Origin of the sequence: Shinella lacus, from assembly GCF_010994755.1 — a bacterium.
Taxonomy (GTDB): domain Bacteria; phylum Pseudomonadota; class Alphaproteobacteria; order Rhizobiales; family Rhizobiaceae; genus Shinella; species Shinella lacus.
The window spans coordinates 169,884-193,847 of sequence record NZ_WHSB02000004.1 but is presented as its reverse complement, the minus strand read 5'-3'; the positions used below and the strand labels follow the sequence as shown (position 1 = coordinate 193,847).

23 protein-coding genes and 1 riboswitch are annotated in these 23,964 nt (G+C 63.2%); of the genes, 11 read left to right on the top strand and 12 right to left on the bottom strand.

Annotated elements, in window-relative coordinates:
- Window positions 1-5 precede the first annotated feature (5 nt).
- The 3 genes from ertB (at window position 6) to GB927_RS12310 (ending at window position 3,439) form a co-directional block, all read left to right on the top strand.
- Window positions 6-1,667 (top strand): thiourocanate hydratase, encoded by a 1,662-nt coding sequence (ertB, locus tag GB927_RS12320; protein WP_256117241.1) that lies wholly within the window; start codon window positions 6-8, stop codon window positions 1,665-1,667.
- 15 nt (window positions 1,668-1,682) lie between these two features.
- Window positions 1,683-2,270, top strand: coding sequence for a helix-turn-helix domain-containing protein (locus tag GB927_RS12315; RefSeq protein WP_256117240.1), 588 nt, complete (start codon window positions 1,683-1,685; stop codon window positions 2,268-2,270).
- Window positions 2,271-2,392: 122 nt separating this feature from the next.
- On the top strand, window positions 2,393-3,439 hold the full coding sequence (locus GB927_RS12310) for a glycoside hydrolase family 25 protein (RefSeq protein ID WP_256117238.1): 1,047 nt from the start codon (window positions 2,393-2,395) through the stop codon (window positions 3,437-3,439).
- A gap of 34 nt (window positions 3,440-3,473) precedes the next feature.
- Here the strand turns inward: GB927_RS12310 and GB927_RS12305 are convergent, their stop codons facing one another.
- A complete protein-coding gene (locus tag GB927_RS12305; protein ID WP_256117236.1) occupies window positions 3,474-4,073 on the bottom strand; it encodes a YdeI/OmpD-associated family protein in 600 nt (199 codons plus the stop codon).
- Between the two features lie 165 nt (window positions 4,074-4,238).
- On the opposite strand from GB927_RS12305, the gene GB927_RS12300 reads away from it, so the two are divergent.
- Window positions 4,239-4,955 carry a L,D-transpeptidase gene (locus GB927_RS12300; RefSeq protein WP_256117234.1) on the top strand — a complete coding sequence of 239 codons (717 nt, stop codon included), beginning with the start codon at window positions 4,239-4,241 and terminating at the stop codon, window positions 4,953-4,955.
- A gap of 57 nt (window positions 4,956-5,012) precedes the next feature.
- Here the strand turns inward: GB927_RS12300 and GB927_RS12295 are convergent, their stop codons facing one another.
- The 5 genes from GB927_RS12295 to GB927_RS12275 all read right to left on the bottom strand — a co-directional run bounded on the left by GB927_RS12295 (window position 5,013) and on the right by GB927_RS12275 (window position 9,940).
- Window positions 5,013-5,774 (bottom strand): SDR family NAD(P)-dependent oxidoreductase, encoded by a 762-nt coding sequence (locus tag GB927_RS12295; RefSeq protein ID WP_256117233.1) that lies wholly within the window; start codon window positions 5,772-5,774, stop codon window positions 5,013-5,015.
- 5 nt (window positions 5,775-5,779) lie between these two features.
- On the bottom strand, window positions 5,780-6,604 hold the full coding sequence (locus GB927_RS12290) for an ABC transporter permease (RefSeq protein WP_256117232.1): 825 nt from the start codon (window positions 6,602-6,604) through the stop codon (window positions 5,780-5,782).
- On the bottom strand, window positions 6,604-7,470 hold the full coding sequence (locus GB927_RS12285; protein WP_256117231.1) for an ABC transporter permease: 867 nt from the start codon (window positions 7,468-7,470) through the stop codon (window positions 6,604-6,606). The genes GB927_RS12290 and GB927_RS12285 overlap by 1 nt, the downstream gene beginning before the upstream one ends.
- Before the next feature lie 191 nt (window positions 7,471-7,661).
- Window positions 7,662-8,825 carry a polyamine ABC transporter substrate-binding protein gene (locus GB927_RS12280; protein WP_256117230.1) on the bottom strand — a complete coding sequence of 388 codons (1,164 nt, stop codon included), beginning with the start codon at window positions 8,823-8,825 and terminating at the stop codon, window positions 7,662-7,664.
- Between the two features lie 38 nt (window positions 8,826-8,863).
- The gene (locus tag GB927_RS12275) at window positions 8,864-9,940 is read right to left on the bottom strand and encodes an ABC transporter ATP-binding protein (protein WP_256117229.1); all 1,077 of its coding nucleotides are present in this window, start codon (window positions 9,938-9,940) and stop codon (window positions 8,864-8,866) included.
- A gap of 196 nt (window positions 9,941-10,136) precedes the next feature.
- Here GB927_RS12275 and GB927_RS12270 point away from each other — a divergent pair, with 196 nt between their 5' ends.
- Window positions 10,137-10,928, top strand: a complete 792-nt coding sequence (locus GB927_RS12270) for a helix-turn-helix transcriptional regulator (RefSeq protein ID WP_256117228.1) — start codon at window positions 10,137-10,139, stop codon at window positions 10,926-10,928.
- Window positions 10,929-11,025: 97 nt separating this feature from the next.
- On the opposite strand, the gene GB927_RS12265 is transcribed toward GB927_RS12270, so the two are convergent.
- The 6 genes from GB927_RS12265 to GB927_RS12240 all read right to left on the bottom strand — a co-directional run bounded on the left by GB927_RS12265 (window position 11,026) and on the right by GB927_RS12240 (window position 16,916).
- Window positions 11,026-11,502, bottom strand: coding sequence for a 6,7-dimethyl-8-ribityllumazine synthase (locus GB927_RS12265; RefSeq protein ID WP_256117227.1), 477 nt, complete (start codon window positions 11,500-11,502; stop codon window positions 11,026-11,028).
- A 93-nt stretch (window positions 11,503-11,595) separates the two neighbouring features.
- A riboswitch (FMN riboswitch) is annotated at window positions 11,596-11,745 on the bottom strand.
- Between the two features lie 208 nt (window positions 11,746-11,953).
- Complete coding sequence (locus GB927_RS12260; protein WP_256117226.1) at window positions 11,954-13,015, bottom strand: ABC transporter ATP-binding protein; 1,062 nt, start codon at window positions 13,013-13,015, stop codon at window positions 11,954-11,956.
- A gap of 8 nt (window positions 13,016-13,023) precedes the next feature.
- The gene (locus GB927_RS12255) at window positions 13,024-13,812 is read right to left on the bottom strand and encodes an ABC transporter permease (RefSeq protein ID WP_256117224.1); all 789 of its coding nucleotides are present in this window, start codon (window positions 13,810-13,812) and stop codon (window positions 13,024-13,026) included.
- Window positions 13,809-14,678 carry an ABC transporter permease gene (locus GB927_RS12250; RefSeq protein ID WP_256117222.1) on the bottom strand — a complete coding sequence of 290 codons (870 nt, stop codon included), beginning with the start codon at window positions 14,676-14,678 and terminating at the stop codon, window positions 13,809-13,811. The genes GB927_RS12255 and GB927_RS12250 overlap by 4 nt, the downstream gene beginning before the upstream one ends.
- A gap of 151 nt (window positions 14,679-14,829) precedes the next feature.
- Window positions 14,830-15,933, bottom strand: coding sequence for an ABC transporter substrate-binding protein (locus tag GB927_RS12245; RefSeq protein ID WP_305111293.1), 1,104 nt, complete (start codon window positions 15,931-15,933; stop codon window positions 14,830-14,832).
- 104 nt (window positions 15,934-16,037) lie between these two features.
- Window positions 16,038-16,916 (bottom strand): MurR/RpiR family transcriptional regulator, encoded by an 879-nt coding sequence (locus tag GB927_RS12240; protein WP_439616439.1) that lies wholly within the window; start codon window positions 16,914-16,916, stop codon window positions 16,038-16,040.
- A 193-nt stretch (window positions 16,917-17,109) separates the two neighbouring features.
- Here GB927_RS12240 and GB927_RS12235 point away from each other — a divergent pair, with 193 nt between their 5' ends.
- From GB927_RS12235 to GB927_RS12210, 6 genes are all read left to right on the top strand, one after another.
- Window positions 17,110-17,871 (top strand): N-formylglutamate amidohydrolase, encoded by a 762-nt coding sequence (locus tag GB927_RS12235; RefSeq protein ID WP_256117217.1) that lies wholly within the window; start codon window positions 17,110-17,112, stop codon window positions 17,869-17,871.
- A gap of 135 nt (window positions 17,872-18,006) precedes the next feature.
- The gene (locus GB927_RS12230; protein WP_256117216.1) at window positions 18,007-18,516 is read left to right on the top strand and encodes a TRAP transporter small permease subunit; all 510 of its coding nucleotides are present in this window, start codon (window positions 18,007-18,009) and stop codon (window positions 18,514-18,516) included.
- Window positions 18,513-19,835, top strand: coding sequence for a TRAP transporter large permease (locus GB927_RS12225; protein ID WP_256117215.1), 1,323 nt, complete (start codon window positions 18,513-18,515; stop codon window positions 19,833-19,835). Before GB927_RS12230 ends, GB927_RS12225 begins: the two co-directional genes overlap by 4 nt.
- Before the next feature lie 134 nt (window positions 19,836-19,969).
- Window positions 19,970-21,025, top strand: a complete 1,056-nt coding sequence (locus GB927_RS12220) for a TRAP transporter substrate-binding protein (RefSeq protein ID WP_256117212.1) — start codon at window positions 19,970-19,972, stop codon at window positions 21,023-21,025.
- 78 nt (window positions 21,026-21,103) lie between these two features.
- Complete coding sequence (locus GB927_RS12215) at window positions 21,104-22,468, top strand: glutamine synthetase family protein (protein WP_256117774.1); 1,365 nt, start codon at window positions 21,104-21,106, stop codon at window positions 22,466-22,468.
- Between the two features lie 111 nt (window positions 22,469-22,579).
- On the top strand, window positions 22,580-23,959 hold the full coding sequence (locus GB927_RS12210) for an aldehyde dehydrogenase family protein (RefSeq protein WP_256117211.1): 1,380 nt from the start codon (window positions 22,580-22,582) through the stop codon (window positions 23,957-23,959).
- The last annotated feature ends 5 nt before the right edge of the window (window positions 23,960-23,964 follow it).

The following is a 23,964-nucleotide window of genomic DNA, read 5'->3' as shown; positions in this document are numbered from 1 at the left end:
CAACCATGCCCAAACCCAATCCGCGCCATCCGAACTATCCGATCCCCAGCGGCGACGTGCTGCGCGCCAAGGGCTGGCGGCAGGAGGGGTTGTTGCGGTTGCTTGAAAACGTGCTGTCGGTTGGTGAGGATCCGGACAATCTCATAGTCTACGCGGCCCTCGGCAAGGCGGCGCGCAACTGGGCGGCGCATCGAGCGATCGTCAAGGCGCTGACTGACATGGACGAGGACCAGACGCTGGTCATCCAGTCCGGCAAGCCGGTCGGGCTGCTCAGGACCCATGCGAAGGCGCCGCTCGTCATCATGGCGAACTGCAACATCGTCGGGCAATGGGCCAAGGCCGAGGTGTTCTATGAACTTCAGCGCAAGGGGCTGATCTGCTGGGGCGGGCTGACGGCCGGGGCCTGGCAATATATCGGCAGCCAGGGCGTCATCCAGGGCACCTATGAAGTCTTTATGCGCATCGCGGAAAAGCGGTTTGGCGGCAGCCTTGCCGGCCGATTCATCCTCACCGCCGGCCTCGGCGGCATGGGCGGCGCGCAACCGCTGGCCGGCCGCATGGCGGGGGCGGCCATCCTTTGCGTCGATATCGATCCGGCGCGCGCGGCGGCGCGCAAGGCGGTCGGCTATCTCGAACATGTGGCGCCGGATCTCGACACGGCGCTGGCGATGATCGACGAGGCGGTGAAGGACAAACGCGCGACCTCGATCGGCCTCGTCGGCAATGCTGCGGAAATCTACCCGGAGATCGCGCGGCGCGGCATCGTGCCGGATATCGTCACCGACCAGACCTCGGCGCATGATCTCGTCTACGGCTATGTGCCGAAGGGCATGAGCCTCGACCAGGTGAAGGGGCTGCGCGATGACGGGCAGGGGCAGCTGATGGCGGCAAGCCGGGCCTCGATCGTCGAGCACGTCTCGGCGATGCTGGAGTTCCAGAAGCAAGGCTCGGAAGTCTTCGACAATGGCAACCTCATCCGCACGCAGGCGCGGGAAGGCGGCGTTGCCAATGCCTTCGACATTCCGATTTTCACCGAAGCCTATCTGCGGCCGCTGTTTGCGCGCGCCATCGGGCCGTTCCGCTGGATGGCGCTGTCCGGCGAGGAAAGCGATATCGCGCGCATCGATGATCTTGTCTTGCAGATGTTTCCGGACAACCGGATCGTCACCAACTGGATCCGGCTTGCCCGCGAAAACGTGCCCTTCGAGGGGTTGCCGGCGCGCATTGCCTGGCTCGGTCACGGCGAGCGCACGGAGCTTGCACTGGCGGTCAACAAGCTGGTCGCGGCGGGTGAACTCAAGGGGCCGATCGCTTTTTCGCGTGACCATCTCGATGCCGGGGCCATGGCGCATCCGAACATCATGACGGAGCGCATGAAGGATGGGTCGGATGCCATTGCCGACTGGCCGCTGCTCGATGCCATGCTGCTCACCTCCTCGATGGCCGACCTCGTCGTCATCCATTCCGGCGGCGGTGGTTATGCGGGCTACATGACGAGCTGCGGCGTGACGCTGGTCGCGGATGGCACGGAAGCGGGCGCGGAACGGCTCGACCATGCCTTGACGAACGACACCTCGCTCGGTGTGATCCGCTACGCCGATGCCGGTTATGACGAGTCGCTCGACGAGATCGAAAAGAAGAGCATCGGCTACGTCAGGGTTGGGTAAACCCGGAAGGGTGCGATGCTGTTCAAGGCGGCGGTGCTGGAGAGGATCGGGCGGGGTGAGGTGACACTCGCCTTTCGCCGCTGGACGAAGCCGACGGTCAGGGCCGGCGGCACGCTTCGCACCGCGGCCGGCGTGCTTGCCATCGACAGCGTCGAGCCGGTGGACCTGGCGGCGTTTTCCGAGGCCGATATCCGTGCGGCGGGCTATGCGTCGCGGGAGGCGCTCGAGCGCGACCTTCGGCCGGCGGGCGATCTCTACCGCATCGCCTTCCATGTCGCGGGCGCGGACCCGCGGGAAAACCTGCGCGAAAACGATACGCTTGACGCTGACGATATGGCGGCACTGAAAGCCCGGCTGGAAAGGCTCGACCGCGACCAGCCATGGACCGGTTCGGTGCTCTCCATGATTGCGGAAAAGGACGGCCGGACGGCGGCGGAGATGGCTGAGCGGCTCGGCGTGGAGAAACTGGCGCTCAAGCGAAAGATACGCCAGCTCAAGGAGTTGGGGCTGACGGAGAGCCTTGCCGTCGGCTATCGGCTTTCGCCGCGTGGACACGCTTTCGTGAAGGGCGTCGTCAAGGATCGTGACAGCTCCCAGGGCTAAGTACCTGAAATGTCGAGTCCTCCGTAAACCTCGCATTTAACATTTCGCGGTAATCTTCCGTTAGTAATTCCGTCCCTGTGTCGAAAGGGCGGGCCTTCGGTTAGTTTTGCGTGCGAGTGCCAATGCGTCTTTCGATCCTTTCAGCGATCCTCCTCGGCTGTGCCTCGATGGCCGGCTGTGCGTCGAGCTCGAATCCCACGGCGGCGCTGTCGATCAAGCCGTCGGCGGAAATCACGAGCTCCGTTTCCAAGGGCAGCAATCCCGTTCCGGAAGTTGCGGTCGGCGAAAGCAAGGTGACGGCGGAAGGTGCCGAAATGCTCGCCTGGGCAGGGCCGGGTGCGGATTCCCACGTTTTCGAAAGCGTCACCAAACAATCGGCAATTCCCTCTGAACGGCCGGAAGAGGCGCTGACGGCCGTCGAGACGCCCTCAGAAGGTCGCTCGAAAAAACGGTCGCGCATCTACAGCCAGCAGTTCCGCGATGCGCATCCGATCAATTTCGGCAAGCGCGCGCCGCGGCATTACCAGGTGCACGGCGTCGACGTGTCGCGCTGGCAGGGCGATATCGACTGGATGAAGCTGCGCACGCAGGGCGCCAACTTCGCCTTCATCAAGGCGACCGACGGCGGCGACCATCTCGACCCGATGTTCCAGAAGAACTGGCGCAGGGCCAAGGAAGCTGGCATCCGGCGCGGCGCGTACCACTTCTTTTACTGGTGCCGCGTCGCGAGCTCGCAGGCCGAATGGTTCATCCGCAACGTTCCGAAGGATCCGGATGCGCTGCCGCCGGTGATCGACGCGGAATATAACGGCGAATCGAGCTGCAAGCGGCGTCTCACCCGCGCGCAATATGTCGAGAAGATCCAGGTCTTCTCCGATATGCTGGAACGCCATTATGGCAAGCGGCCGATCATCTATACGGCGCCGGATTTTTACGAGGACAACCTTTCGGGTGAACTCAAGAACCATCCGTTCTGGCTGCGCTCGGTTGCCGCGCACCCGTCGAAGCGCTACCCGAACCGCCGCTGGATGTTCTGGCAGTATTCCGGTTCCGGCCTGTCGCACGGCGTAACGGGGAAGATCGACCTCAACGTCTTTGCCGGCAGCGAGAGCGATTGGCACAACTGGCTGAACGGTCAGTCGGGTACAAAAACGGCGAGCCGCGACTGATTGCCGATGAGATCCCGCGGATAATCGGGACGATCTACTTCTGTTTCTGCGGATAGATCGTCTCGCCGCGCTTCAGCATGTCCACGAAGGCCTCGATGTTCCGCTTGCGGGCGGCGTCCGTCTTGATGTTGTGCATGCGGAAGGCGAGCGCGAAGCGGTTCTGTTCAGTGAGCCTGCCGAGCATGTCCTTGGCGGCGGGGTCTGCGTCGATTGCGGCTTGCAGGTCCGGCGGGATTTTCAGGTCCTTGCCGCTGCCATAGGCCTTGTCCCAGCGGCCATCCGCCTTCGCCGCCTCGACGTGCTTCAGGCCGTGTTCCGTCATGCGGCCCTCTTCGACCAGGCGGGCGACCGTGTCGACATTTTTCTTGCTCCACACGCTCTTGCGCCCGCGCGGGCAGTAGCGCTGGAAAAAGCTCTTTTCGTCCAAGGCCTTGCGGATGGCGTCGATCCAGCCCCAGCAGAGCACCGCTTCGATTGCTTCTTCCGCCGTGATGGACTTGAGGCCTGAGCCGCGCTTGTGGATCTTGATCCACACCTCCGGCGCCGTGTCGTGGTTTTCGCCGAGCCAGCGGTAGAAGCTTTCGGGGTCTGGAAATTCCCGGACATGAGCGGGATTGATTTCCACAGGCGCCATCTCGTTTTCCCCTGATCTGCCGTTCGGCGTGGCCGCTTTGCATCTGCCGGTCCTCAATGATGGGGTATGCCGAAGATGTGATGCCCCCGCTTCTTGCCAGCCTGCTCCCGCTTTGGCTAGCCATCGGTGCTAACCCGTTTTCCCCATTTGGAGTTCATATCGAGAATGCCTACGGTTTGCTCATTGTCGCGCCGCGCGTTTTTCCTGGGCGCCGCCGCGACGCTTGCGGGCTGCGCGACCACGTCGACATCGGTAAAGGTCGCACCGGTTCCCAAGACGGTCAGCTATCCCATCGTGCCGGCGACGGTGGAGGAACTGGAGGCGCGCTACGCCGCAGTGGAAGACGGCGGGCACGTCATTCCGGCCATTCCCTACACGCAGATCGACCCGAAATATTACCGCCAGCGCGTCAAGGACCCGACCGGCGAGCCGGCCGGCACGGTTGTCGTCGATACGCCCGGCCGCTTCCTCTATGTGGTGGAGCCGGGCGGCACGGCGATGCGCTATGGTGTCGGCATCGGCCGCGACGGTTTTGCCTGGGAGGGCGAGGGCATCATCCACTGGCGCCAGCCCTGGCCGCGCTGGAAGGTGCCGGCGGACATGATCGCCCGCACGCCGAGCCTCGCAAAATACTCCGTGGAAAACGGCGGCATGGAGCCGGGCATCAAGAACCCGCTCGGCGCGCGTGCGCTCTACATCTTCCAGAACGGTCAGGATACGCTCTACCGCCTGCACGGCTCGCCGGAATGGGCGTCGATCGGCAAGGCGACGTCGTCGGGCTGCGTACGGCTGATCAACCAGGATGTGCTTGATCTCTACAAGCGTGTTGGCTACCACGCTCGCATCGTCGTGCATCAGGGGGCGATGGGCGCGGCGGTCTAAGCAATTCCAGCAAAAGTGTGCAGCGGTTTTGCGTCCGGAATTGCGTTAAGAGTGTGCCTAAGTCACGGTTTCGCCGCCGTCGACCACGAGAATCTGGCCGGTCATGTAGCTTGACCGGTCGGAGACGAGGAAGAGGATCGGCTCGGCGATTTCTTCGACATCCGCCCATCGGCCCATCGGCACCTTTTCCTTGATATAGGCCTCGATCGCCTCGCGCCCGCCCATCTGGCTGATGAAGGGCCGGTTGAAGGGCGTATCGACCCAGCCGGGGCAGAGCGCGTTGACGCGCACGCCGTGGCGCGCATAGTCGCCGGCCATCTGCTTGGTCATGGCGATGACGGCGTGTTTCGTCGTGGTGTAGGCGATCATCTCGCGGTCGTAGAGCACGCCGGAGGAGGACGCGGTGTTGAGGATGACGCCCTTGCCCTGCGCCTTCATGGCCGGCATGACGAGGCGGGCGGCCATGAGGTGGGCGCGCACATTGAGGTTCCACGAGAGGTCCAGCCCGTCGAGCGGCACGCTTTCGAGGTCGCCGGCCACCTGCGCGCCGGCATGATTGTGCAGGATATCGATGCGGCCGTGGCGCGAGAGCACGGCGGCGACCGCCATCTTCAGCTCCACGTCGTCGGTGACGTCGACGATGACCGCCTCCGCCTTGCCGCCCTCGGCCTTGATGAAATCGACGGTTTCGCCGGCGCGCGTCTCGTCGAGGTCGGCGACGCAGACGGTGGCACCCTCGCGCGCCATGATGCGCGCGCCGGCCCGGCCGATGCCGGAGCCCGCTCCGGTGACGATGGCGACACGGTTCTTCAGGATCATCGGTCTCACTCCCCGGCAGGCGATTTTCTGGTTTTCTCCCGCATCAGCAGGCGGGCGATCAGGATAAGCATGAGCGAGGCGACGAGGACCATGGTGGCGATCGCATTGACCTCCGGCGTCACGCCGCGACGGATCGAGGCGAAGACGTAGATCGGCAGCGTCGTCTTCGAGCCCGCGACGAAGAAGGCCACGATAAAATCGTCGAAGGAGAAGGTGAACGCAAGCAGGAAGCCGGCGAGCACCGACGGCAGGATCTGCGGCAGCACGATCTGGCGGAAGGTGGTGAGCGGTGTGGCGTAAAGATCGGCCGAGGCCTCGACGATATCGCGCCCCAGCGTGGCGATGCGCGCCTTCACGATCATGGTGACGAGCGCCATGGTGAAAAGACCGTGCGCGGCGATGATCGAGCCGTAGCCGAGGCCGAGCTGCGGTGGTTTCTCGCCGGGCCAGATGGCGGCGATGGCCGGGTTGATGGCGCCGAAGACAGCAACGAGGGCGACCAGCGTCGCGATGCCGATGACGACGCCCGGCACGACGATCGCGGCGGCGAGCAGGCCATCGAAGACGGCGCGGGCGCGGCTGCCCAGCCGTTCGAGGCCAAGCGCGGCCATCGTGCCGAAGACGGCGGCGAGCGTGGCGCTGACGACGGCGATGATCAGGCTGTTCTGCAAAGCCGTGACGAGGAACGGGTTGGCCAGCGCCTTGCCGTACCACTCCGTGGAGAAGCCGGTGAACTCGCTCGCATTGCGCCCCGCATTGAAGGAGAACAGCACGACCAGCGCGATTGGCGCGTAGAGGAAAAGATAGACGGACGTGATCAGCGCGCGCATCAGACGAGATCCACCTGTCTGGTGCCGGAAATCCGCCAGGCGATGCGCATGGCGACCATCAGCACCACCACGACGATGGCGACCAGCGTGACGGCGATGGCCGAGCCGAAGGGCCAGTTGCGCGATTGCAGGAAAAGATCGACCAGCGCATTGCCGATGAAGAACACCTTGCCGCCGCCCAAGAGCTGCGGGATGAGGTACTCGCCGAGCAGCAGGATGGTGACGAGCGCCACCCCCGTCATGACGCCCGGCAGCGACAGCGGCAGCGTGACGGAGAAGAAGGTCGAGACGGGTTTGGCGCCGAGATCGGCCGAGGCTTCCAGCAGGCGCCGGTCGAGCTTTTCGAGGCTGACATAGATCGGCATGATCATCAGCGGCAGGTAGCCGTAGACGATGCCGAGCAGCACGGCGCCGGGCGTGTTGAGCAGGCGCACGTCTTCGATGCCGATCATGTCCAGCAGGTTCGGAATGCCGCGCGAGCCGAGGATGTACATCCAGGCATAGGTGCGCACCAGCAGGCTCGTCCAGAAGGGGACGACGACCAGTGAGACCAGCAGCAGCCGGTAGCGCGGGTTCGCCTTGACGGCGAGGTAATAGGCCGTGGGATACGCGACGATGAGGCAGACGAAGGCGCCGACCGGCGCGAGCATCAGCGTGTTCCAGTAGGCGGCGGACCGGGCCGGCAGGTTGGCATATTGCGCGAAGGTGAACGCCGTCTGGTAACCGCCCGCCGGTCCGCGCTCGCCGACGGAAAACACCATCATGGCGATGAAGGGCAGCACGAGGAAGACGAACAGCCAGACGGACGCCGGCGCCAGCAGCGCCGTCGTCACCAGCCGTCTCTTTGTCGTCATCGTCAGGGGCATTGTTTCGAGTCCTGTTGCGCATAAGAGGGTCGCCCCTCATCCGGCCTGCCGGCCACCTTCTCCCCGCAAGCGGGGAGAAGGAAATGTGTGGCTGCGTCCCGTTCCCTCTGGAAAGGAATGATACGGCGCCGCTGATCCCTTCGCCCCGCTTGCGGGGAGAAGGTGGCGGCAGCCGGATGAGGGGCTTCCCGCTACGCCGACTTGAACCGCGCCATCAGCTCCGCGCGCGCCGGGTCGGTCAGCGTCACGGCTGCGCCGAACTCCAGCGGGGTCAGCGCTGCCTCGTCCGGATAGACGATCTTGTTGCCGGTGATCTCGGCGGGCAGCAGCGAGAGCACGCGGCTGTCGGTGGTGGGCGCGCCGTTGGCGACGTGTTCCTTCACGGCGTTTTGCGGGTCCATCAGGAAGTTCAGCAGCGCATAACCGGCCGGCTTGTTGGCGGCGCTCGTCGGGACCGCGTAGAAATCCGACCAGATTTCGCCGCCATCCGTGCCGAGCACGAACTGGATTTCCGGGATGTCGCGGTTGAGCTGCGCGCCGTCATTGGTCCAGCACATGGTCATCCACGCGTCCGAAGCGCGCATGGAGGGCTGGTAGTCGCTGTTGATGGCGTAGAGATGCGGCTTGACCTTGATCAGCAGCTCCTCGGCCTTGGCAAGCTCTTCGGGCTTCACGGAATTGAACGAGAAGCCGAGCGAGACGAGCGCGTTGCCGATGGTGGTGAGCTGGTAGTCGTGCACCATGGCGCGGCCATCGGCCTCGGTCATCGCGACCTCGAAGAATTCCTTCCAGCTCGTGACCGGCGACTTCACCTTGTCAGAGTTGAAGGCGATGCCCGTCGTGCCCCAGTTCTTCGGCAGGGCGAAAACCTTGCCGTCGACGGTGCCTTCGTTGGTGAAGCGGGTGTTCTGGGTCTTCGGGTCGAAATTCGGCACCTTGGCAAGGTCGATCGGGTCGATCAGGCCGAGGCTGACATAGGTGGAGATCGTGTAGTTGGTGGGCACGAACAGGTCCCAGCCGGTGCCGCCGGCCTGGAGCTTTGCGAGCATTTCCTCGTTCGAGCCGAAGACATTGACCTCGACGGCAACGCCGGTCGCGGCGGTGAAGGCCTCGAAGGTCGCCGGGTCGTGATAGTTCGGCCAGGTGGCGAGCGACATGGCGGAGCCGAGGTCTTCCGCCGCATAGGCTTCCGACGAGAAGAGGCCGGGCTGGCGGGCGAGCACGGCGGCGGCAAGGCCGAGGCCGGTGACGCCAAGGAAGTGGCGGCGGGTGACCGAACCGCGCTTCAGGCGCATGAATTCTTCCGTCAGATCACGGGCACTGATCGGGGCATTCTCTCTGAACCATTTGGACATCACACTGTTCCCTTGTTGTCGTGACGGGCCTGTTTCCCTCAGGCCGGAAAGATATGCGCTGTACCGGGATCGAAGCTTATTGCGACCCGCTCGCCCGGTGCGACGAGGTCGTTTTCTGATTGGCTCTGGCGTTCGGCCGTGATGAGGAAGTCGCCGAGGCCATCGACGGCGACGGAATATTCGGCGGCCGAGCCGAGGAAGATGCGGTGCGTGACGGTGCCTTCCAGCGTGGTGGCGCCGGCCTGGCGGGAGAGGCGGATCGCCTCCGGCCGGAGCGCCACGGTGACGGCGCCGGGGGCGAGGTCCGTTCGCCCGGAGGCGAGCGCCGAACCATTGCCGAGGCGCACCATGCCGCCGGCTTCCATCGTGCCGTCGAAGCGGTTGGTCTTGCCGACGAAATCGGCGACGAAGAGATCGGCGGGACGGTCGTAGACTTCTTGGGGCGTGGCAAGCTGACGGATGCTGCCGGCGCTCATCACGCAGACGAGGTCGCTCATCGACAGCGCTTCCTCCTGGTCGTGGGTGACGAGAACGAAGGTGATGCCGAGGTCGCGTTGCAGCGTCTGCAGCTCGATCTGCATGGCGGTGCGCAGCTTCTTGTCGAGGGCGGCGAGCGGCTCGTCGAGCAGCAGCACGGAAGGCTTGTTGACGAGCGCACGCGCCAGCGCCACGCGCTGCTGCTGGCCGCCGGACATTTCATGGATGCGGCGCTTCGAAAAGCCGGAAAGGCGCACCATTTCCAGTGCCTCGCCGACGCGGCGTGAGATTTCCGCTGCCGGCAGTCTCGGCCGTAGCTGCTTCAGCCCGTAGGCGACGTTTTGCTCGACGTCGAAATGCGGGAAGAGGGCATATTGCTGGAAGACCATGTTGACCGGGCGGCGATAGGCCGGAACTCCATTGGCCACATTGCCGGCGATCAGCACCTCGCCCTCCGTCGGCTGCTCGAAGCCGCCGATCATGCGCAGGCATGTCGTCTTGCCGCAGCCGGACGGCCCTAGAAGGGCGACGAACGCGCCCTTGGGCACGGCGAGATTGATGTCGGAGACCGCGGTCACCGCGCCATAGCGCTTGGTCACCGAACGGAACTCGATGTCGTTCGTTGGGGCGGATGTCACGTCTGTTCCCTGCGGTTGTTGGTCTCTCAGCGATCTCTGCCGCTTTGGCCACCGTCGGGAGGAATGCTAGTCAGCCGCCGGTGGGCGGTATATACCCCGAGAGAGGTATTTTATCCGTAAATCGGCTGTGGGAGGAGTATATCTCACGAGCGGCGAAAAACGGCCGCCATTGGGGAATCGGAGGAGCGTCGGCGTCATGCGAGTCGATTTCACGGGCCTTTTCCGCGCGCTTGCCGGCTGGGCCGGCGAGACGGAGGTTTCCGACCGGCAGACCGGCGAAACCCTGCTCGCCATGATGCGCGCCCTGGTGCGCTTCGACGATATCGTCATCTTCGCCTATCGCGACAAGGCCCGGCCGATCGACCTGTTCAGCACCTTCGATGCGGATGACCACCACATCTACGTCACGCTCTACCAGGCCGGCCCCTACCTGCTCGATCCGTTCTACCACACGACCCGCGCGGAGAAGGCCGGCGTTTTTCGCATGCGGGAACTGGCGCCGGACCGGTTCTTCTCCAGCGAATATTTTCGAACCTATTATTCGCAGACCCGGCTTGCCGAGGAACTCGGCTTCTTCGTGCCGACGGCGGATGGCGTGACGGTGGTCGTGTCGCTGATGCGCCGGGAAAAGACCGGCGTCTTCCCGGCCCCGGAGCTTGCCTTGCTTAACGACGCCGAACCCTTCGTCGCCGCCTTCGTGCGCCGTGCGTGGGGCGATCTTGCCGGCCGCTTTGCTGGGCCGGGGCGAGGGCGGCGCGCAGAGCCGGTGAGCGAGGCGGACCGGGTGTGGCGCAAGCTCAACCTCACGGACCGCGAGGCCTCGATCATCGAGCTTGTGTTGCAGGGCCATTCGTCGGAATCGATCGGCCTGAAACTCGACATTTCCACCGGCACGGTAAAGGTCCACCGCCGCAACGTCTACCGCAAGCTCGGGATCTCGTCGCAGATCCAGTTGCTGTCGATCTATTTGAAGAACCTTCAGTCCTGAATCGACGAAAGCCCGGCATCGCTACCGAGCTCTCTAAACATTTCAATGGCTTGCCATCTCAAGCTGCCGGAACGATTCCGGTCATTGAGACGTCGATTCAGGAAACGGTTGCCAGTGCCACCTGCGCCCGCGCGTCGATGATCTGGCGCGCCGCGTTCGCGGCTTCCTTGCCCTTGAGGACGAAGTGATCGCGGAAGAAGGCGATGTGGGCTTCGGATTCCTGGAAATTGTGCGGCGTCAGCACGGCGGAGAGCACGGGCACGTTGGTGTCCAGGCCGACGCGGACGATGGCGTCGACCACGGTGCCGGCGACGAAATCGTGGCGGTAGATGCCGCCGTCGACGACGAGCGCTACGCCGAGGATGGCCGAATAGCGGCCGGTGCGGGCGAGGAGCTGGGCGTGCAGCGGGATTTCGAGTGCGCCGGGCACGTCGATGATGTCGACGTCTTCCGCGCGGCCGCCGAGTGCTGCCCATTCGGCAACAAAGGAATCGACTGCCCGATCGACGATGCCGGCGTGCCAGCGGGCACGGATGACGGCGATCCGGGAGACGGGGGTTGCATTCGCATTCATGTCTAGGCCTTTCAAGGGTTGAGCCATTTTTCAATGATCCCCTTGGGCGAACACGCACGAGGTTTGAAACCCGACCGAAATCGGGTGCCTCCTGCTTGCCCTCTTCCATCCGGACTATGACCGTCGGCTCCGGCATCGCACCGGATCTGCTGACCCTTCCGTTTGGGGCGGAAGGCGCTCGCGGGCTCCTGGATCGCTCCAGATACCGCCGGTGGGGAGTTTCACCCCGCCCTGAGAACGATGGAAGATTAGCCGGCCGTCGCCCGGAGATCAAATCCCGAGGCGACGGAAAACACGCAAATCACGACAGATTTTTCCACGCCGCGGCGGAAAAATAGAATGACTGGAGCGCTTCCGGTGAACTCCGGTTCACCGGGAACGCTCCAGGTTTTTGTTCTCGCCGCATTATCCGACGCCGACGCGATGCCGCTTCGGCTGGAAATGCTCTCGCTCAGTCGCGGATGATCAGAAGATCGCCGGCGGTGAATCGCAGCGTGGCGGTCTCGCCGACGGCCGGCGGCACGAGGCCGGGGCTGTTGAACATGTCGAAGGAGATGACGGCGGGGCCGACCTTCATGCGGGTGCGGATGACCGAGCCGAGGAAGTTCGAGGAGATGACCTCGCCGGTCAGCGCCGTGTCGCCCTTGGCATCCGGCGCCGTCGAGCCCGCTTCCGGGCGCAGCGCCAGGGAGACCGTGTCGCCGACCTTCACATTGCCGAGCGGTTCGCGCAGCGTCACGCCCTGGTCGCCGATGGTGATGCGGTTGGCCACCGGGTCGACGACCTTCGCCTCGATCAGGTTCAGCGTGCCGACGAAGTTGGCGACGAAGCGAGTGGCGGGGCGGTTGTAGATCTCGGCCGGCTTGCCGATCTGGTCGGCCTTGCCGGCGTTCATGACGACGATGCGGTCGGAGATCGACAGCGCCTCTTCCTGGTCATGCGTGACGAAGACCGTGGTGATGCCGAGTTGCTGCTGGATCATGCGGATTTCTTCGCGCAGCGACACGCGGATCTTGGCGTCGAGGGCCGAGAGCGGCTCGTCGAGCAGCAGCACCTGCGGCTTCGGTGCCAGCGCGCGGGCGAGCGCCACGCGCTGCTGCTGGCCGCCGGACATCTGGTAGGGGTAGCGTTCGGCAAGGTGGTCGAGCTTGATGAGGCCGAGCATTTCCTTGACGCGGGCGTCGATCTCGGCTTTCGGCTTGCCGGCGATCTTGAGGCCGAAGGCGACGTTTTCGGCGACGTTCATGTTCGGGAAGAGGGCGTAGGCCTGGAAGACCATGCCGATGTTGCGTTGGTTGGGCTTCAGGTTCGCCTGGCTCTTGCCGTTGACGGTGATCGAGCCGCCGGTCGGCGTTTCGAAGCCGGCGATCATGCGCAGAACCGTCGTCTTGCCGCAGCCCGACGGGCCGAGAAAGGAGACGAACTCGCCCTTCTCGATGGCCATGTTGAAATCCTTAACGACCTGCACCGGGCCGAAGGCCTTCTGGATGTTGCTGAGATTGAGAAACGACATGGAGATCCTCAGGCCTTGAGCGGCGCGGTTTTCTGGAAGCGGGAGACGAGTTGCAGGAAGCCCATGCTCAGCCAGGTGATCGCGAAGGCGATGATGGCGAGCGCGGAGGGCTCATAGGCCTTGTTGGCGCCGACGAGCTGGAGATAGGGACCGAAAGCCGGCCGGTTCAGCAGGGCGGCCATGGTGAACTCGCCCATGACGATGGCAAAGGTGATGAAGGCGCCGGAGAGCACGCCGCTCATGACATTCGGGAAGATGCAGCGGAACATGATCGTCGGCCACTTGGCGCCGAGGCTTTCGGCGGCCTCGGTCAAGGTCGCGACGTCGATGGCGCGCATCGCCGTGTCGACCGCCCGGTACATGTAGGGCAGCGACAGCGTCATGTAGGAGAACATCAAAAGCACGTTGGTGCCGCTGGTCGTGTTGGTGAGCGGCAGCCAGGACGACGAATTGTAGAGGCGCAGGTAGCCGAAGACGATGACGATGGCCGGGATGACGAGCGGTAAGAGCGTGATGAACTCGATGACCGGGCGGATCTGCGGCAGGCGCAGGCGCACCCAGTAGGCGGTCGGCACCACGAGCAGCATGCCGAAGACGATCGTCAAGAGCGCCATCAGCATGGAATAGCCGAAGGTGGCGCGGAACTGCAGGTCGGAGAAGACCGACTGGTAGGCGTCGAACGTGTATTCGCCGCGCCGCATGCGCAACGAGAATTCGAAGGTGCCGATGAGCGGCACGATGAAATAGATGACGCCGATGGCGATGGCGATCCAGGCGAGGAGGCGGGACGACTTCATTTCTGCCACCGTTCAGCGCGCGAGCGCAGCCAGATGTAGAGGATATTGGAGGCGCCGGTGATGACGATCATGCCGAGCGCCAGCGCATAGCCGAGATTGGGGTTGTGCAGCACGTCGCCGCGGATCTGCGCATAGAGCAGGATTGGCACGATGTTGAGCGAGGAGCCGGTCAGCGCATAGGCCGTGGCGATGGCGCCGAAGGCATTGGCGAACAGCAGCAGCGTCGTGCCCATCAGGCTCGGCCAGAGGATCGGCAAGGCCACCAGGCGCCAGTATTGCCAGTTCGAGGCACCGAGGATTTCCGAAGCTTCGCGCCATTCCTTCTTCAGGCCGTCCAGCGCCGGCGTCAAGATCAGCACCATCAGCGGAATCTGGAAGAACATGTAGGTGATGGTGAGGCCGAAGAAGGAGAGGAGGTTGAAGCCGGTCGAATAGAGGTTGAAACCGAACCACTCGTTGAGGAACACCGTCACGAGGCCGGTGCGGCCGAGCGTGGCGATGAAGGCGAAGGCGAGCGGCACGCCGGCGAAGTTGGAGGCGACGCCGGAGAAGGTGAGCATGCCCGAGCGGATCCAGCTCGGCAGCCCGCCGAGCACGATAGCCCAGGCGAGGAAGAAACCGATGAGCGCGCCGCCGAGCGAGGAGGCGACGGAGACCTTGATCGAGATCCAGTAGGCGCTGAGGATCGTCGGATGCGTCAGGTCTTTGATGTTCTGGAAGGTGAATTCGCCCTGCGGGTTGAAGAAGGCGCCGGCCACCAGATAGAGCGTCGGCAGGATGAGGAACATCAGCGCAAAGATCATGAAGGGCGCGATACCGAGCCAATCGATGACCTTGCGACGGTCTATCAGGGTTGCGGTGCTCATAGGGGCGGCGGGTCCCGGGTGCGAGGCGAGGAAAGAATTTTAGAGAAAAGAATTTCAGACGGAAACGGCTGGCGCGCAATCGTGACGCACACCAGCCGGGAATGCCAGGCCCTTCCCGCCGCGGACGGCGGGAAGGGGTATCTGCACGATGTTACTGGACGTTGGCGCCGACGACGCTGTCCCACTTCGTGGTGATCACGCCCTTGCCGGCTTCCTGCTCTTCGAGCGTCGGGAAGACAGCCTTTTCATAGGCTTCTGCCGGCGGCAGCTTGTCGAGCATTTCCTGCGGGATCTTGCCGTTCTTGGCGAGATCGTTGAAGCGGATGGGGTGGCAATAGCCCTTCAGGTAGCCGAGCTGGCCTTCGTCGGAATAGAGGTACTCCATCCAGAGCTTGGCAGCGTTCGGGTGCGGTGCGAAGGCCGAGATCGCCTGGACGTAGACGCCGGCGACGACGCCGGTTGCCGGAACGACGACTTCGAGCGGCGGGTTGCCGCCGAGCGTGTCGCGCCAGGACAGGCCGTTATAGTCCCATGCGATGACGATCGGGGTCGAGCCCTGGGCGAGCGAAGCCGACTTGCCGATGACCGGAACGAAGTTGCCGGCCTTGTTGACTTCGGCAAACAGCGCCAGACCGGCTTCACCGATCTTCGCGGCGTCCTTTTCACCGGTGGCGAGCCCGGCAGCGTAGGCGGCCTGAACGGCCTGGTTCGACGTGCGCGGGTCGCCGGCGAGTGCTACGGCGTTGGCGTAGTCGGCCTTGGTCAGGTCCTTCCAGTCCTTCGGAACTTCCTTGACGATGTCGGTGTTCACGACGAACGAGAGAACGCCGTAATAGTCGCCGTACCAGTGGCCGTCAGCATCCTTGGCGCTGTCCGGGATCGAATCCCAGGTTTCGACCTTGTAGGGCTGGATCAGGCCTTCGGCCTTGGACGACGGGCCGAAGGACAGGCCGACGTCGATGACGTCAGGAGCCTGGTCGCCGGTGTTGCCCTTGTTGGCCTTGATGGCTTCGATTTCGTCGCCCGAGCCTGCGTCCGGGTTCAGTTCGTTGACCGTGATTTCCGGGTACTTGGCCTTGAAGCCGGCAATAATGTCGCCGTAGCCGCACCAGGAATGCGGAAGCGCGATGGTCGTCAGCTTGCCTTCGGCCTTGGCGGCAGCGACGAGCTCGGCGCTCGGCTCGGCAAAGGCAAACGAGGAGGACGCAACCACCATTGCGGTGGAGAGCGAAAGCAGGCGTCTCGTATGTGACATCACGGGTGTTCTCCTTGTTGTGAGTCAGTCAACTTCGGCGAAGCTGATACTGGCGACAGATGAAGCTTATGTGACAGTTTTGTTTCGGTTTTTTCGTATGCCTGTTAGGATTTGCCAGAGACCTCCGGCCGGGGTTTTCGAAAAAGCCGGCTGGCCTCGAAGAGGCCCTCCAGCGTCTTCATGCGATCGCTGGTCTCTTCCCAGCCCGAACTCTGCACCGCTTCGATGAGCGCCTCGACGATAAAAAGCGTCACGACGGACGAATCCCAGGCCGACGGCGCCTCGATATGGACGCGAAAAACCTTCGCGGCGACCTTGGCGACGGGCGAGGCCCACTGGTCGGTGAAGAGCACGATCTCGACGCCGCGCTCGCGGGCGATCCGACCGAGCGTCTCCATTTCCTGCTCGTAGCGGCGGATGTCGAAGATGACGAGCACGTCGCCCGCCTTCATGTTCAGCACGTAGTGCGGCCATGAACTCGGATTGGACGCGATCTGGGTGACGTGCGGGCGGATGACCTGCAAATGCGTGAAGAGGTAGTCGGCAAGCGCCTTGGTGATGCGCCCGCCGATGATGTAGATGCTGCGCTGGCGGTCGGCGAGGAGGGCGCTCGCCCCGTTGAACTCGGCGGTCTCGACCTGCGACAGGGTCTGGCGCAGGTTGTTCATGATCGCGTCGGCAAAACGGTTGAGGATATGCGTGCCCGGCGCGTTGGCCGCCCAGCGGTCGTGTTTGCTGATCGGGCTGGAAAGCGTCGCCTCCAGCTCATGGTGCAGGCGGGCCTGGAAATCCGGAAAGCCGCGGAACCCAAGCTTCTGCACCATGCGGGCGACCGTCGGGGTCGACACGCCGGCGTTTTCCGCGACCGTCGTGATGGAACCGAGGCCGGAGACGGGATAATTGTCGAGCAGCGATGCGGCCAGCTGTTTTTCGGCACGGGTCAGCGTGGCGAAATGAGCATGGATCACATCCGACACCGTCATGGATGCTTGGTTAAGCGTCAAATTCTTCCCCTGCGGCCCGGTCTTTCGCCGGGCTTTTGAAGATAAAACGCACTGTCACAATTCAAGTCAAATGTTTTTTTGAAGAGATTTTTTCATTGGACCGTTGACATGGACAAAACTGTGAAGAATTCTCTTCAGAAATGACAAGAGCCGGTCGAGGGGATCAGGCCCGATGGGAATTCTGACTGGAGAGGAGGGCGACCCCGTCGCCCTTGAAAACAGTGCTGCGCGTGGCCGGGTGATCCTCGTCTGCGAGCATGCCTCCCGCTTGCTTCCGAAGGCGCTCGGTACGCTGGGTCTTACGGAAGAAGCGCTCGCAAGCCATATCGCCTGGGATCCCGGCGCGCTCGCCGTATCGCGCCTGATGGCCAGAAGCCTTGATGCGACGCTGGTTTTCCAGCGTTTTTCGCGCCTCGTCTATGATTGCAACCGCCCGCCCGAATCGCCGGCCGCCATGCCGGAAAAGAGCGAGGTCTTCGAGGTGCCGGGCAATGCCGGCCTCGACCAGGCGGCGCGCGATGCCCGCACCGAGGCTCTCTACCTGCCGTTCCGCAAGGGGCTCGGCCGCCTCGTCGAAAACCGGATCGCCGAGGGGCGGCCGCCGGTCATCGTGACGATGCACAGTTTCACGCCGGTCTATTTCGGAAAGCCGCGTGCCGTCGAGATCGGCATCCTGCACGATGCGGATACGCGGCTTGCCGATGCCATGCTGGCCGCGGCCGGCGAAAAAAGCCTTTACGACACCCGCCGCAACGAGCCCTACGGGCCTGAAGACGGCGTGACGCATACTTTGAAAGAGCATGGCCTCGCGAACGGCCTGCCCAATGTGATGATAGAGGTCCGCAACGACCTCATTAAAGACGAAGCCGGCCAAGGGGTCGTGGCCGACTATCTGACGGGACTGCTCCTCGAGAGCCTGCCCAAAGTACAATAAGAACCGACCCGGGGAACAAGCGTCTGTGGAGACGGAAATGAACACGAACTGGAGAGGCCAAGCGGATGCTTATGTTGTCGTATCGGAGGGCCGGCCGGGCTGAAAATGCCGTCACTGCCAGCAAAGGCAGGGGTCATGCCTGATTTCATCAAGCGCTATGTGCGCGTCGTCGACACGTTCAACCGGCGCGTCGGCATTCTTGCCATGTATTTGATTTTTGCGATGTTCGCGATCCTACTCTATTCATCCGTCTCGAAGGCATTCCACCTGCCGGCGAACTGGACGCTGGAATCCGCGCAGTTCACCATGGCCGCCTACTATATGCTCGGCGGTGCCTTTGCCATGCAGACCAGCGACCATGTGCGCATGGACCTTTTCTACAGCGACTGGTCGGTGCGCAAGCGGGCCGCGTTCGACACGATCACCGTCATCGCGCTGATCATCTTCCTCGGTTTCATGCTTTACGGCGGTATCGCCAGCACCACCTACGCCATCCAGTTTAAGGAAAAGAGTTTTAGCGCATGGGCGCCTTATATGGCGCCGATCAAGATCGTCATGACCTTCGGCGTCGTGATGATGCTTGCTCAGGCATTTTCCTCGCTGTTCAAGGATATCGCTGAATTGCGGGGAAGGCCCATCGCATGAGTTATGAATTCATCGCAATCACGATGTTTGCGGCCATGATGGTGCTGCTGCTCACGGGGCAGCGGGTCTTTGCCGTCATCGGTTTCGTCGGCGTCGTCGCCGCCTATCTGCTGTGGGGCGAGGGCGGTTCGGAAATGGGCTTCGCATCGGCCATGAAGCTCGTCAAATGGTATCCGATGCTGACGGTGCCGATGTTCGTGTTCATGGGCTACATGCTGTCGGAATCGGGCATCGCCGAAGACCTCTACAAGGCATTCCACGTCTGGATGGGGCCGATCAACGGCGGACTGGCGCTCGGCACGATCGGCCTGATGGTGATCATATCCGCCATGAACGGGCTTTCGGTTGCCGGCATGGCGATCGGTGCTACGATCGCACTGCCGGAGCTGTTGCGCCGCGGGTACGACAAGGTAATGACGACGGGCGTCGTGCAGGGCGGCTCGACGCTCGGCATCCTCATCCCGCCGAGCATCGTGCTCGTGCTTTACGGCATGATCGCCCGCGTGCCGGTCGGCCAACTCTGGCTCGCTGGCCTGCTTCCGGGCCTTCTGATGGCGACGCTGATGGCGATCTACGTCTATGTGCGCTGCCGGATCAATCCGTTGCTTGGACCGGCGCTGCCGATGGAAGAACGCAACGTGCCCCTGGGCGAAAAGCTGAAGCTGCTTACAGCGGGTATTCTGCCGCTCGGCATCTTCGCGCTGATGATGTCGCTGTTCCTGAGCGGTATTACCAGCCTAGTGGAAAGCTCCGCCATCGGCGCGATCTCCTCGGCGCTGGTCGCCTGGTGGCGCGGCCGGCTCACCGGCCGGCTGTGGAACGACGTGCTGCAGAAGACGCTTGGCATCACCTGCATGTTCATGTGGATTCTGATCGCCTCGCTCTGCTTCGGTGCCGTTTTCGACGGCCTCGGCGCGGTCAAGTCGATCGAGCGTTTCTTCCTCGGCGACCTCGGCCTTGAGCCGTGGCAGGTGCTGGTGCTGATGCAACTGTCGTTCCTGATCATGGGGATGTTCCTCGACGACACGGCGATGCTCGTCATCGTGGCGCCGCTCTACATTCCGCTCGTCCAGAAACTCGGCTTCGATCTCGTCTGGTACGGCGTGCTCTACACGATTACCTGCCAGATCGCCTACATCACGCCGCCCTTCGGCTACAACCTGTTCATGATGCGTGCCATGGCGCCGCCCGGCATTGGCATGTCCGACATCTACAAATCGATCTGGCCTTTCGTCGGGATCATGGTCGCAAGCCTGATCATCATCGGCTGCTTCCCGGAGATCGCGACGTGGCTGCCGGAGAATTTCTACGCAAAATGACCAATTATGCCCGGCGGCCACGGCCGCCGGTTTCCACGGAGCAATGAGGCCGGATAGAAGAAAAGACCATTGACAGACCGGGGCAAACGGCCGTTCCCGGCAGAAAACCAAACGATAACCAGAGGGATATAGATATGACCAACAGAAGGCAGTTTCTTACCAGGGCCGGTGCCGCGACGATCGGTGCTGCCGGTGCCGTAACGCTTGCGGCGCCTGCCGTCGTCAAGGCGCAGACGGCCATCAAGTGGCGCTTCCAGACCTATGCTGGTGCTGCACTTGGCGAGCATGTCACCAAGCCGATCATCGACGCGATCAATGCTACCGCCAAGGGCGAGCTCGAAATCGAACTCTTCTACGCCGACCAGATCGTGCCGACCGGCGAACTGTTCCGCGCGCTCCAGGCCGGCACGATCGACGCCGTTCATTCGGACGACGATTCAATGGCCTCGCCTGCGGAGGTCGCGACCTTCGGCGGCTATTTCCCGCTCGCCACCAAGCAGATCCTCGACGTGCCGGTGCTGTTCAAGCAATACGGCCTCGCCGATATCTGGAGGACGGCCTACGAGAAAGTCGGCGGCGTTGTCTGGCTGTCGTCCTCGGGCCAGGATCCGTGCCACTTTAACACCAAGAAGCCCATCAACACCCTTGCCGACCTCCAGGGCCTGCGTCTCTACACCTTCCCAACGGCCGGCCGGTTCCTGAGCCAGTTCGGCGTCGTGCCGGTGACGATCCCCTACGAGGATGCGCAGGTGGCCGTTCAGACGGGCGAACTCGACGGCATGGCCTGGTCGGGCATCACCGAAGACTACACGGTCGGCTGGGCCGACGTCACCGAGCACTTCCTGACCAACAACATTTCGGGCGCCTGGATCGGCTCGTTCTTCGTCAACGAGAAGAAGTGGGCGGAACTGCCGGACCATCTGAAGAAGCTTGTCATGACGGCGATCGAGGCCGGCAACAACTACCGCGACCAGTGGTACTGGGGTGGTGAGGCGAAGCTGCGCGCCGAGGGTACGAAGCTGAAACTCACCAGCATTCCGGCTGCCGAATGGAAGCCGGTCGAGGATGCCGCAAAGGTATTCTGGAAGGAGATCGCGGAGCAGGGCGAAGTGGCCGCCAAGGTCGTCAAGATCTTCGAGGATTACAACGCCGTCATCAACAAGGCCGGACCGCCCTACGTCAACGGCTGATCCCGCCAAACTCCTCGGACCGGGCCTTGACGGCCCGGTCCGGCACGACGCCATAACCCCCAGGACCGCCCCATGACCATGACCTATAGCTTTAATGATCTGAAGAAGGATGTTGCCGACGGCCGCATCGACACCGTTCTCGCCTGCCTCGTCGACATGCAGGGCCGTCTCATGGGCAAGCGTTTTCACGCGGTCTATTTCGTGGAAAGCGCCTTCGAGGAGACGCATAGCTGCAACTACCTGCTCGCCACCGACATCGAGATGGAGACCGTTGCCGGCTACAAGTCGACGAGCTGGGAAGCGGGCTACGGCGACTATACGATGAAGCCGGACCTTTCGACGCTGCGCAAGCTGCCCTGGCTCGAAGGCACGGCGCTGGTTCTCTGCGACGTGCTTGACCACCACACCCATGAGGAAGTGCCGCATTCGCCGCGCGCCATCCTAAAGAAGCAGGTCAAGCGCCTCGAAGCCATGGGCCTGAAGCCGTTCATGGCGAGCGAGCTCGAATTCTTCCTGTTCGACCAGACCTTCGACGACGCACGCGAGAGCGGCTACCGCGATCTGCGCCCCGCCTCGGGCTATAACGAGGACTACCACATCTTCCAGACCACCAAGGAAGAGGACGTGATGCGGGCGCTGCGCAATGGCCTGCAGGGCGCCGGCATTCCGGTGGAGAATTCCAAGGGCGAGGCTTCGCCCGGCCAGGAAGAGATCAACGTGCGGTATGCCGAGGCCGTCACGATGGCCGACCGGCATTCGATCATCAAGAACGCCACCAAGGAAATCGCCTGGCAGCGCGGCAAGTCCGTCACCTTCCTTGCAAAGTGGAACTACAATTCCGCAGGCTCCTCGTCGCATATCCACCAGTCGCTGTGGAGCGTCGACGGCAAGGAAGCGAAGTTCTTCGACAAGGAAGCCAAGTACGGCATGTCGGAGCTGATGCGGAACTATGTGGCCGGCCTCTTGGCGCATGCCAGCGAAATCACCTACTTCCTCGCGCCCTACATCAATTCCTACAAGCGCTTCGTCGCCGGCACTTTCGCGCCGACCAAGGCGATCTGGAGCAAGGACAACCGCACGGCCGGCTATCGCCTGTGCGGCGAAGGCACCAAGGGCATCCGCATCGAATGCCGCGTCGGCGGTTCGGACCTCAATCCGTATCTCGCTATGGCCGCGCTGCTCGCCGCCGGCATTGCCGGCATCGAGGAGAAGCTGGAGCTTGAGGCGCCCTTCGTCGGCGATGCCTATGGCGGCAAGGATGCCCGCGAAATCCCGAAGACCCTGCGCGGCGCCACCGCGGCGCTGAAGGATTCCAAGATGCTGCGCGACGCTTTCGGCGACGACGTCATCGAACATTATGTCCGCGCGGCCGAATGGGAGCAGGAAGAGTACGATCGCCGCATCACCGACTGGGAGGTGGCGCGGGGCTTCGAGAGAGCGTAAGAACGGCGCGGGTCTGCCCCTCGACGCCTGCGGGAGACCATCTCGCAGGCGTTCAGGCGCGGCGACCGCCGTCAAAACCAGAATTCCGAAAGAACCAACAGGAAGTCGATCATGACTGTGATCAAATGCATATCCCCCGTGGATGGCTCGGTTTACGCCGAGCGTGAGTCGCTGCCGCTGGCAGCGGCGCAGGACGTCGTCGCCCGCGCGAAGAAGGCGCAGAAATCCTGGGCGAAGCGCCCGCTGGAAGACCGTATCCAGCTCGTGCTGAAGGGTGTGGCCCGCGTCAACGAGATGGCCGACGAGATCGTGCCGGAAATCGCCTGGCAGATGGGCCGCCCGGTCCGCTACGGTGGCGAGTTCAAGGGCTTCAACGAGCGTTCCAACTACGTCGCCGAGATCGCCGGCTCGTCGCTGGCGCCGATCGTCATCGAGAACAGCGAGCGCTTCGAGCGCCGCATCGAGCGCGAGCCGCATGGCGTCGTCTTTGTTATTGCGCCGTGGAACTATCCCTACATGACCGCGATCAACACGATCGCGCCGGCGCTGATGGCCGGCAACACGGTCATCATCAAGCATGCCGCGCAGACGCTGCTCGTCGGCGAGCGGCTGGTGCGCGCCTTCAACGAGGCCGGCGTGCCGGAAGACGTCTTCCAGAACGTCTTCCTCGACCATGACACGACCTCGGCGTTGATCGCCGGCAATGCGTTCGATTTCATCAACTTCACCGGCTCCGTCGAGGGCGGCCGCTCCATCGAGCGCGCCGCTGCCGGCACGTTCACGCCGGTCGGTCTGGAACTCGGCGGCAAGGACCCGGGCTACGTCATGGAAGACGCGGACCTGGACGCCGCCGTCGACACGCTGATGGACGGCGCCACCTACAATTCCGGCCAGTGCTGCTGCGGCATCGAGCGCGTCTACGTCAACGAGAAGCTCTACGACGCCTTCGTCGAAAAGTCGGTCGCCTGGGTGTCGAACTACAAGCTCGGCAACCCGCTCGATCCCGAAACGACGCTCGGCCCGATGGCGCACAAGCGCTTTGCCGCGACCGTGCGGTCGCAGATCGCCGATGCGGTTTCGAAGGGCGCCAAGGCGCTGGTCGATCCCAAGCTGTTCCCGGCCGATGACGGCGGCGCCTATGTCGCCCCGCAGGTGCTCGTCGATGTCGATCATTCGATGGAGTTCATGACGGAAGAAACCTTCGGCCCCGCCGTTGGCATCATGAAGGTGAAGAGCGACGAAGAGGCGCTCGCCCTGATGAACGACTGCAAGTACGGCCTTACCGTTTCGCTCTGGACGAAAGACTCTGACCGCGCCGCCCGCATCGCCCGCGATCTGGAGACCGGCACCGTGTTCCAGAACCGCGCCGACTATCTCGATCCGGCGCTCTGCTGGACCGGCGTCAAGGAAACGGGCCGTGGCGGCTCGCTCTCCGTCATCGGTTTCCACAACCTCACCCGACCGAAATCCTATCACTTCAGGAAAGCTTGAAGAGC

Excerpts from the sequence above, each read along its gene's own strand:
- ertB (WP_256117241.1), top strand. The coding sequence starts at position 6 with ATGCCCAAACCCAATCCGCGCCATCCGAACTATCCGATCCCCAGCGGC.
- GB927_RS12315 (WP_256117240.1), top strand. The coding sequence starts at position 1,683 with ATGCTGTTCAAGGCGGCGGTGCTGGAGAGGATCGGGCGGGGTGAGGTG.
- GB927_RS12310 (WP_256117238.1), top strand. The coding sequence starts at position 2,393 with ATGCGTCTTTCGATCCTTTCAGCGATCCTCCTCGGCTGTGCCTCGATG.
- GB927_RS12305 (WP_256117236.1), bottom strand. The coding sequence starts at position 4,073 with ATGGCGCCTGTGGAAATCAATCCCGCTCATGTCCGGGAATTTCCAGAC.
- GB927_RS12300 (WP_256117234.1), top strand. The coding sequence starts at position 4,239 with ATGCCTACGGTTTGCTCATTGTCGCGCCGCGCGTTTTTCCTGGGCGCC.
- GB927_RS12295 (WP_256117233.1), bottom strand. The coding sequence starts at position 5,774 with ATGATCCTGAAGAACCGTGTCGCCATCGTCACCGGAGCGGGCTCCGGC.
- GB927_RS12290 (WP_256117232.1), bottom strand. The coding sequence starts at position 6,604 with ATGCGCGCGCTGATCACGTCCGTCTATCTTTTCCTCTACGCGCCAATC.
- GB927_RS12285 (WP_256117231.1), bottom strand. The coding sequence starts at position 7,470 with ATGCCCCTGACGATGACGACAAAGAGACGGCTGGTGACGACGGCGCTG.
- GB927_RS12280 (WP_256117230.1), bottom strand. The coding sequence starts at position 8,825 with ATGTCCAAATGGTTCAGAGAGAATGCCCCGATCAGTGCCCGTGATCTG.
- GB927_RS12270 (WP_256117228.1), top strand. The coding sequence starts at position 10,137 with ATGCGAGTCGATTTCACGGGCCTTTTCCGCGCGCTTGCCGGCTGGGCC.
- GB927_RS12265 (WP_256117227.1), bottom strand. The coding sequence starts at position 11,502 with ATGAATGCGAATGCAACCCCCGTCTCCCGGATCGCCGTCATCCGTGCC.
- GB927_RS12260 (WP_256117226.1), bottom strand. The coding sequence starts at position 13,015 with ATGTCGTTTCTCAATCTCAGCAACATCCAGAAGGCCTTCGGCCCGGTG.
- GB927_RS12255 (WP_256117224.1), bottom strand. The coding sequence starts at position 13,812 with ATGAAGTCGTCCCGCCTCCTCGCCTGGATCGCCATCGCCATCGGCGTC.
- GB927_RS12250 (WP_256117222.1), bottom strand. The coding sequence starts at position 14,678 with ATGAGCACCGCAACCCTGATAGACCGTCGCAAGGTCATCGATTGGCTC.
- GB927_RS12245 (WP_305111293.1), bottom strand. The coding sequence starts at position 15,933 with ATGTCACATACGAGACGCCTGCTTTCGCTCTCCACCGCAATGGTGGTT.
- GB927_RS12240 (WP_439616439.1), bottom strand. The coding sequence starts at position 16,916 with ATGACGGTGTCGGATGTGATCCATGCTCATTTCGCCACGCTGACCCGT.
- GB927_RS12235 (WP_256117217.1), top strand. The coding sequence starts at position 17,110 with ATGGGAATTCTGACTGGAGAGGAGGGCGACCCCGTCGCCCTTGAAAAC.
- GB927_RS12230 (WP_256117216.1), top strand. The coding sequence starts at position 18,007 with ATGCCTGATTTCATCAAGCGCTATGTGCGCGTCGTCGACACGTTCAAC.
- GB927_RS12225 (WP_256117215.1), top strand. The coding sequence starts at position 18,513 with ATGAGTTATGAATTCATCGCAATCACGATGTTTGCGGCCATGATGGTG.
- GB927_RS12220 (WP_256117212.1), top strand. The coding sequence starts at position 19,970 with ATGACCAACAGAAGGCAGTTTCTTACCAGGGCCGGTGCCGCGACGATC.
- GB927_RS12215 (WP_256117774.1), top strand. The coding sequence starts at position 21,104 with ATGACCTATAGCTTTAATGATCTGAAGAAGGATGTTGCCGACGGCCGC.
- GB927_RS12210 (WP_256117211.1), top strand. The coding sequence starts at position 22,580 with ATGACTGTGATCAAATGCATATCCCCCGTGGATGGCTCGGTTTACGCC.